This window comes from Streptomyces cyaneochromogenes, assembly GCF_003963535.1.
Classification (GTDB): domain Bacteria; phylum Actinomycetota; class Actinomycetes; order Streptomycetales; family Streptomycetaceae; genus Streptomyces; species Streptomyces shaanxiensis.
This window is the reverse complement of sequence record NZ_CP034539.1, coordinates 1,247,756-1,262,592: the sequence shown is the minus strand read 5'-3', so window position 1 is coordinate 1,262,592 and position 14,837 is coordinate 1,247,756. Positions and strand designations below refer to the sequence as shown.

At 72.7% G+C, this 14,837-nt stretch carries 9 protein-coding genes; 4 read left to right on the top strand and 5 right to left on the bottom strand.

Translation table 11 applies throughout. The annotated features are described in order from the left end of the window. Positions 1-61: 61 nt before the first annotated feature. A complete protein-coding gene (locus tag EJ357_RS05420) occupies positions 62-1,204 on the bottom strand; it encodes a WD40/YVTN/BNR-like repeat-containing protein (protein ID WP_126389153.1) in 1,143 nt (380 codons plus the stop codon). A 221-nt stretch (positions 1,205-1,425) separates the two neighbouring features. Between EJ357_RS05420 and EJ357_RS05415 the strand changes: the two genes are divergently transcribed. Continuing rightward, complete coding sequence (locus tag EJ357_RS05415; protein WP_126389151.1) at positions 1,426-2,013, top strand: Rv1733c family protein; 588 nt, start codon at positions 1,426-1,428, stop codon at positions 2,011-2,013. 721 nt (positions 2,014-2,734) lie between these two features. On the opposite strand, the gene EJ357_RS05410 is transcribed toward EJ357_RS05415, so the two are convergent. Continuing rightward, on the bottom strand, positions 2,735-4,432 hold the full coding sequence (locus EJ357_RS05410; RefSeq protein WP_126389149.1) for a DNA alkylation response protein: 1,698 nt from the start codon (positions 4,430-4,432) through the stop codon (positions 2,735-2,737). Positions 4,433-4,520: 88 nt separating this feature from the next. Between EJ357_RS05410 and EJ357_RS05405 the strand changes: the two genes are divergently transcribed. Continuing rightward, positions 4,521-5,312 (top strand): PaaX family transcriptional regulator C-terminal domain-containing protein, encoded by a 792-nt coding sequence (locus EJ357_RS05405; protein WP_126389147.1) that lies wholly within the window; start codon positions 4,521-4,523, stop codon positions 5,310-5,312. 129 nt (positions 5,313-5,441) lie between these two features. On the opposite strand, the gene EJ357_RS05400 is transcribed toward EJ357_RS05405, so the two are convergent. After that, complete coding sequence (locus EJ357_RS05400) at positions 5,442-6,224, bottom strand: pectate lyase (protein WP_126389145.1); 783 nt, start codon at positions 6,222-6,224, stop codon at positions 5,442-5,444. A gap of 55 nt (positions 6,225-6,279) precedes the next feature. Continuing rightward, positions 6,280-7,263 carry a pectate lyase family protein gene (locus EJ357_RS05395; RefSeq protein WP_126389143.1) on the bottom strand — a complete coding sequence of 328 codons (984 nt, stop codon included), beginning with the start codon at positions 7,261-7,263 and terminating at the stop codon, positions 6,280-6,282. Positions 7,264-7,806: 543 nt separating this feature from the next. Between EJ357_RS05395 and EJ357_RS05390 the strand changes: the two genes are divergently transcribed. Together EJ357_RS05390 and EJ357_RS05385 are read left to right on the top strand one after the other, a co-directional pair. Then, positions 7,807-9,120 (top strand): extracellular catalytic domain type 1 short-chain-length polyhydroxyalkanoate depolymerase, encoded by a 1,314-nt coding sequence (locus EJ357_RS05390; protein WP_228472974.1) that lies wholly within the window; start codon positions 7,807-7,809, stop codon positions 9,118-9,120. 181 nt (positions 9,121-9,301) lie between these two features. Then, positions 9,302-13,636, top strand: coding sequence for a cation-translocating P-type ATPase (locus EJ357_RS05385; protein ID WP_126389141.1), 4,335 nt, complete (start codon positions 9,302-9,304; stop codon positions 13,634-13,636). A 3-nt stretch (positions 13,637-13,639) separates the two neighbouring features. On the opposite strand, the gene EJ357_RS05380 is transcribed toward EJ357_RS05385, so the two are convergent. Then, positions 13,640-14,719: an NADH:flavin oxidoreductase/NADH oxidase gene (locus tag EJ357_RS05380; protein WP_126389139.1), complete on the bottom strand. Its 1,080-nt coding sequence runs from the start codon at positions 14,717-14,719 to the stop codon at positions 13,640-13,642. Positions 14,720-14,837 lie beyond the last annotated feature (118 nt).

The window sequence follows — 14,837 nt, the reverse complement described above, 5'->3', positions numbered from 1 at the left end:
ACTGCCGTACGGACAGTGGCGATCAACCAGTGGCCAAGGCCGGCCCGTAAGCCCTGACGGCTCATCCGGTCACCGCGGCCCGCACGCACAGCACGTCCGGCAGATGCGACGCCAACTGCTGCCAGCTGTCGCCGTCGTCGGCCGACGCGAACACCTCGCCGTTGCGGTTGCCGAAGTACACGCCCGCCGGGTCCGCGTCGTCCGTGCACATGGCATCGCGCAGCACCGTGCCGTAGTGGTCCTCCTGCGGCAGGCCCGTCGACAGCGGCTCCCAGGTCTTGCCCGCGTCCGCCGTACGGAACACGCGACATCGATGGTCCGCCGGTACACGGTCGGAGTCGGCGTTGATCGGGAAGACGTACGCCGTCCCGCCGCGGTGGGGGTGGGCGGCGGCAGCGAAGCCGAAGGTGGACGGCAGGCCCTCGCCGATGTCCGTCCAGTGCGCGCCCGCGTCGTCGCTGCGGTACACGCCCCAGTGGTTCTGCAGATAGAGACGGTCAGGAGTCGTCGCGTCCTGCGCGATCTTGTGCACGCACTGGCCGAACTCCGGGTTGGGATCCGGCAGGAACACCGCGGAGACACCGGAGTTGGAGGGAGCCCAGCTCGCGCCTCCGTCGGCGGTCTTGAACACCCCGGCCGTGGAGACGGCGACCGTCACGGCCTTCGGGTCGCGCTTGTCCGTGATCACGGTGTGCAGGCCCTCACCGCCGCCGCCCGGCACCCACTTCGACCGCGTCGGGTGTTCCCACAGCGGGCGGACCAGGTCGAAGGTCTCGCCGCGGTCCTCCGAGCGGTACAGCGCGGCAGGTTCCGTGCCCGCGTAGACCACGTCCGGCTCCGCGGCCGCCGGGTGCAGTTGCCAGACCCGCTCCAGGGAGGTCTCCGTGTCCTTCGGGAACTTGACGGCCGGCCGCGCCGGTTCGGTCCAGGTGTGCCCGAGGTCGTCGGAGTGGAACACTGACGGGCCCCAGTGCGCGCTGTCGCCGCCGGCCAGCAGCCGCGGACGCTCACCCCGGGTGTCGATGGCGACCGAGTACACGGCCTGCGCGTTGAAGTACGGACTCTCGTCGAACTCCCAGGTGCCACCTCGCCTCCGCCCGATGAACAGGCCTTTGCGCGTGCCCACGGCGAGCAGTACCTCGGTCATGCCGATCACCTCCGCGACGTCGTTGTCCCGAACACCGGCCAGTCTGCACCCCGGCACTGACAGTCACCCCTGCAAAGGCCTCCATCGCAGGTCAGAGCGGCGAGGATAGCTCGCGGCCGGGAGCCGCGGGGCATTTTCGCGAAGTCTGCCGCGCGGGCCGCCGGGTCCGTGTGACGCTCGACTCCGAGGGTGCGTGCCGTGAGCAACCGGCTGCCGTCTCCCGTATGGAAGAGCGGTCGGTCCGGCATGTTCGTGTGCTCATGAGGAGGAAGCCTTCGATGGCGTTCCGTGGTCCGAAGGTGTGGCTGTGGCGTTGGCGGCGCAATCCGCTCAAGCGCCGGGCCGATGCGGTGGAGGCCTGGGTACTGCTCGCCGCCTGGGCACTCACTGCCCTCGCCGGAGTGCTGGCCGGCCTGGCGACGGCCGGCACGGTCGAGCGGGGCATGGCCAGAGAGCGCGTGGAGTGGCGGCCGGTCGTCGCCCTGCTCACCGAGCAGGCGCCCGGCACGGCCGACTCGCGCACGGTCACGCCGAGTGGCGCGACGATCTGGGCGAAGGTCCGCTGGAGCGCGCAGGACGGTTCCACGCACACCGGCCAGGCCCGCGTCCGGCCCGGCAGCGGCGTCGGCACACCGGTCACCGTCTGGACGGACCCCGAGGGCCGCCTGGTGACCAAGCCCGCCTCTCCGTCCGAGGCCCGCTCACGCGCCGCCCTGGTCGGCGGCCTCGCCGGCGTGTCCGCCGCGTCCGTCCCCTTCGTCGCGGGCCGAGCCCTGCGCAGCCGCCTGGAGAGCCGGCGCATCGATCAGTGGGGGTATGAGTGGGCGCGGTTCGGACCGTTGTGGGGTGGGCGGACGACGGGGTGAGGGGTTGCAGGGGGCGGCGGAGTGAGGGTTGTGGGGCTGCAGGGGGACGGCGAAGTGAGGGCTGGGGGGGGAGAAGGACGGACGACGAGGTGAGGGATCTGGGCAGAGTGGCGCGGAGGGCGGGGAGCGGTCGGCGTGATGGGGCGGGACGCGCTCACGCGGCCCGGGCCTGCGCCGGACGCGGGCTTGAAATGGATCGGCCCGCCCCCTCGGCTACGGGGACCCGCTCGCGCGGCCGAGGCCGCCCCGGCCGCCGGTCTGATGTGGATCGGCCTGCGGCAGGCGTTCCGCGAACCCGCTGACAAATCCGCGGCCCGTCACACCGGCCGTGCACCCTTGGTGCGTAGGCGCCCCGTCGCACCAACGGCTCCGCCGACACCGGTCCCTCGGCGCCGTCACCAGGGTCAGCTCATCTCGGCGCCGGCCACCACGCGGCGGGTTGCGCGCCCCAATCCGTGGCGCCGTCACCAGGGTTACGTCAGTCTGGCGTCGGACGTCCAGGTCGTGGGCGCCGTCCCGATGCCTCGTCGCCGTCACTGGGCCATTTCACCTCGGCAATGACCGTCCGCGCCGCCGACTACGCCCCGGCCCCTCGGCTCCACCACCCGCGCCACCTCATCTCGGCGATCGTCGCCCACGTCGCCGGCAAGTCCCCGATCCCTCAACCCCCACCCGAGCATCCCATCGCGGCGACGGCCACCCCCGCCACCCCACCCCACCGTCACTCCCCACCCGGCAGCGCCCGCCCCAGGATCCCGTCCACGTCCGCCGCATCCGGCAGCGTCCCGAACGCGTGCCCCCAGTCGCCGCCCAGGCGCGTCGCGCAGAAGGCGTCGGCGACGGTCGTGGGGGCGTGGCGGACCAGGAGGGAGGCCTGGAGGGTCAGGGCCATGAGCTCGACCAGGCGGCGGGCGCCGGCCTCGGAGCCGGTGGACAGCAGGCTCTTCAGGCGGGTGACGGACGCGTCGAGCCGGGTGTCCGCACCCTGGGCCAGGGCGAGTTCGGCGAAGAGCGCCTCGGCGGTACCCGGCTCCTTGACCAACGCGCGCAGCACGTCGAGGGCGTTGACGTTCCCCGAGCCCTCCCAGATCGACAGCAGCGGAGCCTCGCGGTAGTGGCGCGGCATGCCCGAGTCCTCGACGTAGCCGTTGCCGCCCAGGCACTCCAGGGCCTCCGCGGTGAAGGCCGGGCCCCGCTTGGTGACCCAGTACTTGCCGACGGCGGTGGCGATCCGGCGGAACGCGGCCTCGCCCCCGTCCGCGTCCTCCCCGCGCACCGTCCGGTCCGCCGCACCGGCCAGCCGCAGCGTGAGCGTCGTCGCGGCCTCGGACTCCAGCGCGAGGTCGGCCAGGACGTTGCGCATCAGCGGCTGGTCGATGAGCCGCGCCCCGAACGCGCTGCGGTGGCGCACATGGTGCCCCGCCTCGACGAGCGTCTTGCGCATCAGCGTCGCCGAGGACATCACGCAGTCCAGCCGGGTGCAGTTGACCATCTCGATGATCGTCTTGACGCCGCGCCCCTCGGGTCCGACCAGCCAGGCGACGGTCCCGTCGAACTCGGGCTCGGAGGAGGCGTTGGAACGGTTGCCCAGCTTGTCCTTGAGGCGCTGGATCCGGAAGGTGTTGCGGCTGCCGTCGGGCAGGACGCGTGGCACCAGGAAACAGGACAGGCCGCCGGGTGCCTGGGCCAGCACCAGGAAGACGTCGCACATGGGCGCCGAGGTGAACCACTTGTGCCCACGCAGCGTGTACACGCCGGGCTCGGCGCTCGGCCAGGCCGTGGTCGTGTTCGTACGGACGTCGGAGCCGCCCTGCTTCTCGGTCATCCCCATGCCCGCGAGCAGACCCCGCTTCTCGGTCGGCACACGCAGCCCCGGGTCGTACTCCCGGCTGGTCAGCAGGGGCTCGTAGACCTTCGCGAGCTCGGGCCGGCGACGCAGCACGGGGACGGCGGCGTACGTCATCGACGTCGGACAGCCGTGCCCGGCCTCGGTGTGCCCCCACACCAGCCCGCCCGCGGTCCGGGCGACATGGGCGCCGGGCCGCTCGTCCGCCCAGGGCGCAGCCGCCAGCCCCTCGGCGACCGCGACCCGCATCAGCTGGTGCCAGCTCGGATGGAACTCGACCTCGTCGACGCGATGGCCGTACCGGTCGTGGGTCCGCAGTTCGGGCTCGAAGCGGTTGGCCTGCTCACCCCACTCCTGCGCCTCGGCGCTGCCGGCCCGCCGGCCCAGCCGACGGATGTCCTCCTCGGCCCACCCGGCGCCCTCACGGCGCAGCCCTTCGAGGAGGGCCGCGTCCTCGGACGCGTCGTAGGGGGCCAGGGGCGGGGGCTGGTTGGTGACGTCGTGCGTGGCGTACTGCCCGGACGACCGCTCGTGCGCGGCTCCGGACGGCTCCTGGGCGAGTATCGAGACCATGGCGTCAGTGTTGCACCATAGCTGCGACTGTAGCAATCCTGTAATACGTCTCCTGTGGTGCGTCACCCCGCCCCGTACAGTCGTGGCCATGCCGAACAACGCGTCACCGCAGGCCGACGACGTGGAACTGCGCCCGCTGTCCGCCCGGTCGGTCGTCCTGAGCCTGCTGCTGGGGCTGCATCCGCCCGAGCTGCCGGTGAAGGACTTGGTGCGCAGCGTGGAGCCGTTCGGCATCGCGGGATCCACGGTGCGGGCCGCGCTCAGCCGGATGGTGGCGGCCGGAGACCTGCGGCGGGCGGACACCGTGTACCGGCTCAGCGACCGGCTCCTGGACCGCCAGCGCCGCCAGGACGAGGCGGTCCACCCCGAGACCCTGTCCTGGGCCGGCGACTGGGAGATGGTCGTGGTCACGGCCACCGGTCGAGGCCCGGCCGAACGGGCGGAACTGCGCACCGAGTTGACCCGGCTCCGGCTCGCGGAGCTGCGCGAGGGCGTCTGGCTGCGGCCCGCCAACCTGCTCCGCCCGCTGCCGGACGACCTCGGCCAGGTCGCCGAGCTCTGCACGGCCCGCCCCGACCGCCCCGCGCGCGAGCTCGCCGCGACCCTGTGGCCACTGGACACGTGGAGCGGAACGGGTCACGCCCTGCTCGCCCATGTCGCCCGCGCGCGGCACCCCTCCGCGCGCTTCACCGCCTTCGCGGCCGTCGTACGGCACCTGCTCGCCGATCCGGTGCTGCCACCCGAACTCCTCCCGCCCGACTGGCCGGGCGCGCGGCTGCGGGACGTGTACGCGGACTACCGGCGGGAGGTGGCCGACGCCGTACGCGCGCGTGACCGCGAGGAGGCGGCCGAAGACGCACGCGCGCGTGGCGGCCGGTAGCCGAAAACGCCGGTGGGTGGAGAGCGAACGCGCGCGCGTGCCCGCACATACCGCGGCGGCCGTACGAAGCGCCGTGCGGGGACGCTTCGTACGGCCGCCTTCACCGTGGGGGGTGTCTGCGGCCGGTGCCTACCTGTAGGTGATGTCCGAGCTGGAGTACAGGCAGTTCGTGCTGTCCGGGCCGGTGCCCACGGCCGTGTTGTTGTTGTACTTCTGGCACGGGATGACCTTGCGGCCGGCGTCGTTGAGGATCGTGATGCCGCGCAGCGTCGCCACGTCGCCCCGGTTGACGTTGATGCCGACGAGGCGCGCCGTGGACCCGGTGCCGGTCACCTCGATGTTGCTGAGGTTGACCTTGCGCGTGTACTGCGTGGAGCAGTCGCCGCACGAGCGGTACAGCGTCTTGAACTCGCTGACGGCGAAGTTGGAGATGTTCAGCGTGCCCGGCCCGTTGTGCTGGAAGACCTTGTCGGCGGCCTTCTTGGCGCCACCGCCGGTCACCGTGTACGTGGAGCCGCCCCGGAAGGTGGCGGCGTCCTCGCCGACGTCCTCCCACCACACGTTCTGCAGAGTGCAGTTGCCCTCGCAGTGGATGCCGTCGGCGCCGGGCGCGCCGATGATGACGTTCTTCAGCGTCGCGCCGGCGGCCAGCTTGAAGATCGGGTCCTGGCCCTCTTCCTGGCCGTCGCCGGCCAGGTCGCCGCTGCCGTAGTAGCGGACCATGCCGCCGTCGCGGACACCGGACACGGAGATCGTGGAGCTCACCGGCTGGCTGCTGGTGGGCGTGGGCCAGGTGGCGGCGCTCGCCGGGGGTGCACCGACTGTCGTGATCATGACAGACGAGAGCCCGAGTGCAGCCAGACCGCCGGTCAGTGCGCGCCGGCGGGCGCGGGGCTTTGCTGGTGAAGTCATGTCCCGTATGCCTTCTTCCAGTTGGGGGGTGGATCCTTCTTTTCCTGGAGGGTGATCAGATCTTTCCGGCACCCGCAGCGGCCGTGACCGAGGCGACGACGGTGGACGCGGACTCGGCGGTGTAGCCGTAGGGCGGCGTGGTGAAGGTGCCGGCCTGGGAGATCTCGGTCGCGGCTCCACCGAGATCGTTGCCGCGCAGGGTGGCGTAGCCGTCGACGTCGCTGCTGCGGTTCGTGGTGACGGCGATCTTCGTGTCGCGGAAGACGTTGTTCTCCACGAGCATCTGGGCGCCCATGCGTGAGTGGCAGGCGGTGTCCGCGCCGGCCACGTAGTTGTTGTAGAAGTGCCCGGTGCCGAAGCGCAGGCTGGGGATGCGCGAGTAGACGTTGTTGAACTGGTTGTGGTGGTACGTCACCTTCAGGTGCCCGGTGTCCTCGCTCGCGTTGTTGTCGCTGTGTCCGACGAGCGAGCCCTTGAAGTGGTCCTTGAAGGTGTTCCAGGACACCGTCACGTTGTCCGAGCCGTGATTGATGTCCAGCAGACCGTCGTAGTGGTCCTTGTCGTGATCGCGGTCGGCCGAGAAGGAGTTGTGGTCGATCCACACCTTCGTCGACGCCTGCACCGTGATGCCGTCGGACGGCGCCAGCGGCCTGCTGATGTTCAGGTTCCGGACGACGATGTTCGTGACGTTCTTCAGCCGCAGCCCGCCCCCGGTGAACCCGGACGCGGAACCCACGCCCAGCACCGTGGTGTTGGAGCCGACGTCGACCTGACCGCTCAGCGAGATCAGGCCGTTGACCCGTACGACCTTGGCCGAGTTGCCGGTCACCGCCGACTTGAACGCGTTCAGCGTCGAGACGGTGACCGCCGAGGCGCTGCCGCCGCCGGTCGTCCCGGCGCCGAACCCGATCGGCGAGGTCTCGGCCGCTCCCGCTGGAGTGGGCAGGATCATGACAGCCGCAGTGGCGAGTGCTGCTGCTGCGGCGGCTGTCGCCACCGCGGTTCTTTGCGGGCGTGCACGTGGGGGGAGAGTGCGCATGCGGGTGCGTCCCTTCGGAAGGGCTGATTCGATCGTGTAGGTGAACGATGTGCGTCATGTTGAACGCCGCGTGCGGACAGTGCGGCCTTGTGGGGGTCTGATGTAGGCAGCTCGGTCACACTGTTGAACGGAACGTAGGGTGCAAGCGCTTTCTAGTCAACGCGTTGCGCAGAAGAAATCCGTCAGTCCTGGTGGGGGCGAGGGCTCTCTCGATGGCTGGTGTGGGAGCGCTTCCATGATGGACGTGTCCATGCCACGATGCCTCTCTGGACGCTTTCCCTGCGAGAGGGCGAGTTCCATGCCGACTCCCTCTATGCGTACGTTGATCGGCGCGTCGACGCCCACTCCGGCGGCCTTCGGCGTCGAGGCGTGCTTCCGCCCCCGTCCCCTTCTCCGGACCGCGCGGACGCCGAGGCACGGCGACCGGTGGCACGTCTGCACTCCCGACTCCCCTGGAAGCTCGGCCTGCTGACCCAGAGGAACAGCTCCTGCTGAACCACCGCCGCACCACGTCCACGAGCCGCGACCAGAAGGGACAAGGACGTGCCCACCCCCATCCGCACGAACGTGACAAGACAGCTCCGGACGCTGATCGCCGCTCTCCTGCCGCTGTTGGCGGCACTTCTTGTCACCGCACCCGCGGCCTCCGCCCGCGCCGAGGCCGCCGACGTGGTCCCCACCGCCACCCTCACCGAGGTCACCGACTTCGGCACCAACCCCAGCAACCTGCGCATGTACCTGTACGTGCCGGACAGCGTCACCGCCCATCCGGCGGTGGTGGTGGCCGTGCACTGGTGCACCGGCTCCGGCCCGGACATGTACAACGGCACCGAGTACGACACGCTCGCCGACCGGTACGGCTTCGTCGTGGTCTATCCGTCCGTCACCCGCAGCAGCAAGTGCTTCGACGTCTCCTCGCCCCAGGCACTCCGGCGCGACGGCGGCAGCGACCCGGTCGGCATCAAGTCGATGGTCGACTGGGTCACCCGCACCTACGACGCCGACACGAGCCGGGTCTTCGCCACCGGCATCTCCTCCGGGGCGATGATGACCAACGTCCTGCTCGGCGACTACCCGGACGTGTTCGCCGCCGGCGCCGCCTTCTCCGGCGTCCCCTTCGGCTGCTTCGCCACCACCGACGGCTCCGAGTGGAACAGCGCGTGCGCACAGGGCACCGTGACCCGCACCGCGCGGGAGTGGGGCGACATCGCCCGCGCCGCGTACCCCGGTCACACCGGGCCCCGGCCCCGTATGCAGCTGTGGCACGGCGCCGAGGACGACGTTCTGCGCTACCCGAACTTCGGGGAGATGATCAAGCAGTGGACGAACGTCCAGGGCGTCAGCCAGACCCCGTCCGCCACGGACACGCCCCAGGCCGGCTGGACCCGCACCCGCTACGGCGGCACCGGTGACCGGGCCCCCGTCGAGGCGATCAGCCTCCAGGGCGTCGGCCACAACCTCTACAGCAACGGCATGGCGGCCCGGGTCCTCACCTTCTTCGGACTGGACAGCGGCGGCCCCGCACCCCAGCCCCAGCCCGGCGCCTGCAAGGTGACCGCCACGACCGACGCCTGGAACACCGGCCTGACCGCCTCGCTGACGATCACCAACACGAGCACGACGGCGGTCAACGGCTGGCAGCTCGGCTTCACCCTGCCCGTCGGCCAGACCATCACCAACGGCTGGGGAGCCACGTATACGCCGGGCTCCGGCGCGGTGACGGCGAGCAACGCCTCGTACAACGCGGCGCTCGCACCAGGAGCGAGCGTCAGCATCGGCTACCAGGCGAACCACACCGGCAACAGCGCGGCACCGGGCGCCTTCACCCTCAACGGGACGGCCTGCACGACCGGTTGACACCAGCGCAATAGCGGTGCGGGCCGAGGGCCTGACGACATCCTCGTCCGACGCGACGCCCTCGGCCCACGGGCGCCCCGGCATCCCCTGCCGGCGCGCCCGTACGTGGATGACATGCCGCTTTGCGGGAACCCGGGCCGCACGGAAGGAGCTGTCGAGCGAGGAGGAGCGAGGGCGAGCGATGGTTCTGGGACTCCTGACACGTCCGACGACCGCCGCGGCCGGGCTGGTGATGGCCGGGCCGCGGCTGCTGGCCGAGGGCGCCGCACCCGCGGTGGGAGCCGCCGCGGGAGCCGTGGCCTCGACGGCCCGGGCCGGGGTGCGCACCGCCGACGCCGCGGCACGCGTCGTGCGGGTCGCCCGCGACACGCTGCCCGTCCGCCCCCACCCCTGGCGGTCCGGCACCCGGGCCCACCTGGCGTTGCGGACCGAGGCGCCGGAGCGTGTACGGCGGGAGGGCGGGACCGAGCGCGCGGCGCGCCGAGTCGCCACGGCGCTGGCGGAGCGGCCCGACGTGGCCCTCGCGTACTGGGACGGCGGGCTGCGCCGCCTGGTGGTGACCGCCGTCGAGGAGGCGGCCGGTGACCGGGTGCTGGAGAAGGCGATCGAGATCGCGGCCCGGCACGGACTCGCACCCGCCGACGAGGCGGTCGACGACATCCCGCACCCGGCCGACCCCGCCGGAGTGCGGGCCGCCGCCACGACGCTCGCCGCCGACGGGTTGGGCATCGCGACCGCGTTCACCGGATACGTCCTGCGCCTGCCGGCCTCACCCCGGTCGGTGACCGCGCTGGTGACGCTGCTGCGGGAGAACCCACGCTTCCGCGGGTGGCTGCGGGCCAGGGTCGGCCGCTCCCGCATGGACACGGCACTGGCGATCGCGAACGCGGCCGCCCACGGCGCCGGCCGCACTCCGACCGCGCTGGTGCTCGACGGCGCGCTGCGCACGCTCCAGCTGGCGGACACGGTGGCCCGTGCGGCGGCGTTCGACATGGTCCACGACGAGGTGTGCGTGCCGGAGCGGGCAGGCCGGGCCGGGGACCACCGCCCGCGCCCGCCGCTGCGCACTTCCCCCGCCCAGGAGTACGCCGGACACGCCGAGGCCGGCAGCCTGGTGGGCGCCCTGGCCACGCTGCTGGTCAAGCACGACGGCACCGAGGCGGCGGAGGCGGTGCTGGCGGGCTCCCCGAAGGCCGCGCGCTACGGACCCGCGGCCTTCCACGCCGTACTGAGTTCCGCGCTGTCGCGCACGGGCGTCCTGGTGCGCGACACCGAACGACTGCGGCAGCTCGAGATGGCCGACACGGTCGTCCTGCACCCGAGCGCCATGCGCACCCCCGGAGCCGGCGCGGACCCGTGGGCCGAGGCGGTGCTGGACGCGGCGCGGCGCGCCGGCCTGCGGGTCGTGATGGTGGACGATCCCGCACTGGCCGACTTCACGAATCTCGCCGACCAGGTGGTGAGCGACGAGCGGTCGCTGAGCGACGTGGTGGACGCGGTGCGCGACAAGGACGGCGTCGTCGTCACGGTCGCCCGCCCGGACCCGGCCGACGAGGACCTGCTCACGGGGCTGCTCGCCGGAGATGTGGCCGTCGCCCTCACCGACCGGGACGGAGCCGTCGTCTGGGGTGCGGACGTTCTGGTCCCGCACGGCCTGGCCGACGTGTGGCGGCTGCTGCGGGCGGTCCCGGCCGCGCGCGGCGTCGGCCACAGGTCGCAGACCCTGGCCCGGTCCGGTGCCGCCCTGTCCGGGCTCCTGGTGGCCGTCGGCAAGTCCCGGCGCGGTCGCCCCACGCCATGGCCCGGCCTGCGGCACACGCCGGTCGACGCGAGCGCGGCATGGGCACTGCTGAGCGGCGTGCGCGCGGCCCTCGGCGTGGCGGTGGCCCGCGCCCCGCACCCCCGGCCCCGCGTGGCCTGGCACGAACTGGAGCCCACCGAGGTCCGCGACCGGCTGGAGCACGAGCCGGGCCCGGAGCCGACTCTGTCCGAGCAGGCCATCGACCGTACGCGTCAGACGCTCCACGCCATGGGCCGCAGCCGCGTCTTCGCACCGGTGAGCGGGCCGCTGCGGCTGGCCCGGGCGGTGCGCGGTGAACTGGACGACCCGCTCACCCCGGTCCTGGCCGTCGGCTCGGCCGCCGAGGCGATCCTCGGCTCGGTCCTGGACGCCCTGCTGGTCGTCGGCGCGCTCGACCTGAACGCGCTGGTCGGCGGCGTCCAGCGGATGCGGGCCGAGCGGGCGCTGTCCGGGCTGCTGGCCAAGCAGAAGCAGAAGGCCCGGGTCACCACCGAGGAGCCGTCGTCCCGGGCGCGGATCGTGGACGCCACCAAGCTCGGCCCCGGCGACGTGATCGAGCTGCGGGCGGAGGACGTGGTGCCCGCCGACGCGCGGCTGCTGTGGGAGGACGGCCTGGAGGTGGACGAGTCCGCGCTGACCGGAGAGTCCCTGTCGGCCGACAAGGGCACCGAGCCGACGCCGGACGCCGCGGTGCCGGACCGCCGCTGCATGGTGTTCGAGGGCACGACCGTGGTCGCCGGGCAGGCCCGGGCCGTCGTGGTGGACACCGGGGAGCGAACGGAGGCCTCCCGGGCCGTGACCCTCGCCGCCCGTACGCCACCGTCCGCCGGAGTCCAGGCCCGGCTGCGCGAACTCACCGACAAGGCCCTGCCGTTGACCCTCGCGGGCGGCGCCGGGGTCACGGCTCTGTCGCTGGTGCGCGGCACCCCCATCCGCCGCGCCGTGAGCGGTGGGGTGGCCGTGGCGGTGGCCGCGGTTCCCGAGGGGCTGCCGCTGGTGGCGACCGTGGCCCAGCTGGCGGCGGCCCGTCGGCTGAGCCGCGGGGGAGTCCTCGTCAGGGCTCCGCGCACCCTGGAGGCGCTCGGCCGGATGGACACCATCTGCTTCGACAAGACCGGCACGCTCACCGAGAACCGCCTGCGTCTGGTGCGCGTGAGCGACGCGGACGGCACGGTCCGCAAGCCCGACGAGAAGGCGGCCGACGCCACGCTGCGGGTCGCGGCCCGCGCCTGCCCCCAGCTCGACGGCGACTCGGACCGGCCCGTGCACGCCACCGACGAGGCCGTCCTGGACGCGGCCGCCCCCGCCCCCGAGTGGTCCCAGACCGAGGGCCTGCCCTTCGAGGCCGGCCGCGGTTACGCCGCCGCCGTCGGCCGGGCAAAGGACGACGACACTGCGGTGCTCGTCGTCAAGGGCGCTCCGGAGACGGTCCTGCCCGCCTGTTCCGGCCTGCCCTCGTCGGCGACGGAGGCGGCGCAGTCGCTGGCCGGCGAGGGACTGCGCGTGCTGGCCGTGGCCCGGCGCAAACTGGACGCGCCGGACAGGGCGGAGGACGTCCTCGAACAATCCCTGCAGGAGCTGGAGTTCACCGGTCTGCTCGCCTTCGCCGACATGCCGCGCGACACCTCCACGGCCCTTGTCCAGGGGCTGCGCAAGGCGGGCGTACGGCCCGTCATGCTGACCGGCGACCATCCGCAGACCGCCCGGGCGATCGCCGCGGAGCTGGGCTGGCCCGAGGACACCGGCGTGGTCACCGGCGACGAGCTGGCGTCCGCGGACCGGGAGGCACGCACCCGGATGCTGGCCGACATGGGCGTCGTGGCCCGCGTCGCGCCCGAGCAGAAACTCCAGGTCGTCGAGGCGCTGCGGGACGCCGGCCGGGTGGTCGGCATGGTCGGCGACGGAGCCAACGACGCCGCCGCCATCCGCGCCGCCGACATCGGCGTCGGGATCAGCGCCCGTGGCTCGGCGGCCGCCCGCAACGCGGCCGACCTCGTCCTCACCGACGGCGATCTGACGGTCCTGATCGACGCGGTCGCCGAGGGCCGGGCCCTGTGGCACAGCGTCGCCGACGCCATCGCGATCCTGATCGGCGGCAACGCGGGCGAGGTGGGCTTCGGCCTCCTCGGCACCCTCCTGTCGGGCGCGGCGCCCCTGTCCACCCGCCAGATGCTGCTGGTGAACCTGTTCACGGACCTGTTCCCGGCGATGGCGGTGGCGGTGACGCCGAAGGAACCGGAGAAGCCGGAGGCCGCGGACGGCGAGCGGAGCCCGGATGACCGCAACGACTCCGAAGCCACCGAACCCCTCGGCACCTCACTCCTCGGCGCGCCCCTGATCCGCAAGATCCGGCACCGGGCCCTGACCACCACGGTGGGCGCGACGTCCGCCTGGCTGTTCGGCCGCTTCACGCCGGGCAGCGCCCGTCGCTCGACCACGATGGCCCTGTGCGCGGTGGTGGGCACGCAGCTCGCCCAGACGCTGGCCGACCGTCGGGGCAGCCCGCTGGTCCGTGTCACCGCCCTCGGCTCCGGGGCCGCTCTCTTCGTCCTGGTCGAGACACCGGGCGTCAGCCACCTCTTCGGCTGCACACCGCTCGGTCCGGTCGCCTGGGCGGGCGTCGCCGCGTCGATCGCGCTCGCGGTGACCAGCCAGCGGGCCGTGCCCCAGCTGGAGCGACTGGTGGCCCGGTACCTGCCCACTCGGTTCCGGTGACGATCAGACGGACCGGTGGTACTGGTCCGGCACATGCACGTCCCCACCGAGTTCCCGGGCGGCGTGCCGGGCCCACGACGGGCTGCGCAGCAGCTCGCGGCCGAGCAGGACGGCGTCCGCCTCGCCGTTGGCGATGATCTTCTCGGCCTGTTCGGCGTCGGTGATCAGCCCGACCGCGGCGACCGGGAGCGAGGTCTCGGCCTTCACCCGCGCGGCGAACGGCACCTGGTAGCCCGGTCCGACGGGGATGCGGGCGCGGGCGGCGTTGCCGCCGGTGGAGACGTCGAGCAGGTCGATGCCGTGGGCGCGGAGGTCGGCGGCGAAGCGGACCGTGTCGTCGGCGGTCCAGCCGTTCTCCTCCAGCCAGTCCGTGGCCGAGATACGGAAGAACAGCGGCTTGTCGTCCGGCCACACCTCCCGTACGGCGTCCACGACCTGGAGGGCGAGACGGGTGCGGTTCTCGTACGAGCCGCCGTACTCGTCGGTGCGGTGGTTGGAGTACGGGGAGAGGAACTCGTTGATGAGATAGCCGTGGGCACCATGGACCTCGGCGACCTCGAAGCCGGCGGCGAGGGCGCGCCGGGCGGCGTCCGCGAACTGCCCGACGATCTCCTGGATCTCGGCGACCGTGAGTTCGGTCGGCACCGGGTGCCCGTCGGCAAACGCGAGCGGGCTCGGCGCCACCGGCTGCCAGCCATACGCGTCCGGCCCCACCGGCGCGCCGCCCTTCCAGGGCTGGTCGGTCGACGCCTTGCGGCCGGCGTGGGCGAGCTGGATGCCCGGAACCGTGCCCTGCGACACCAGGAACCGTGTGATGCGACGGAACGCCTCGACCTGGGTGTCGTTCCAGATGCCCAGGTCGTACGGGGAGATCCGGCCCTCGGGGCTGACGCCGGTGGCCTCGACGATGATCAGCCCGGTGCCCCCGGCCGCGCGGGCCGCGTAGTGCGCGAAGTGCCAGTCGTCGGGGACGCCCATGCCGGGGCCCACCGGAGCGGCCGAGTACTGGCACATGGGGGGCATCCACACCCGGTTCGGGATCGTCACTTCGCGCAGGGTGTAGGGCTCGAAGAGCGCACTCATGGCGGACTCCATTCGTCACGGGGACCAGCGGTCGACTCGTACGATAGGCATCGTAGTACGGGAAGTGTCAAACTACGAGGGGTCTCGTACAATGGAGGAACCCGACGAAGTGGAGCCG

Bases quoted from the DNA above. Each gene is read 5' to 3' on its own strand.
- EJ357_RS05410 (WP_126389149.1), bottom strand. From the start codon at position 4,432: ATGGTCTCGATACTCGCCCAGGAGCCGTCCGGAGCCGCGCACGAGCGG.
- EJ357_RS05405 (WP_126389147.1), top strand. From the start codon at position 4,521: ATGCCGAACAACGCGTCACCGCAGGCCGACGACGTGGAACTGCGCCCG.
- EJ357_RS05415 (WP_126389151.1), top strand. From the start codon at position 1,426: ATGGCGTTCCGTGGTCCGAAGGTGTGGCTGTGGCGTTGGCGGCGCAAT.
- EJ357_RS05385 (WP_126389141.1), top strand. From the start codon at position 9,302: ATGGTTCTGGGACTCCTGACACGTCCGACGACCGCCGCGGCCGGGCTG.
- EJ357_RS05400 (WP_126389145.1), bottom strand. From the start codon at position 6,224: ATGACTTCACCAGCAAAGCCCCGCGCCCGCCGGCGCGCACTGACCGGC.
- EJ357_RS05395 (WP_126389143.1), bottom strand. From the start codon at position 7,263: ATGCGCACTCTCCCCCCACGTGCACGCCCGCAAAGAACCGCGGTGGCG.
- EJ357_RS05380 (WP_126389139.1), bottom strand. From the start codon at position 14,719: ATGAGTGCGCTCTTCGAGCCCTACACCCTGCGCGAAGTGACGATCCCG.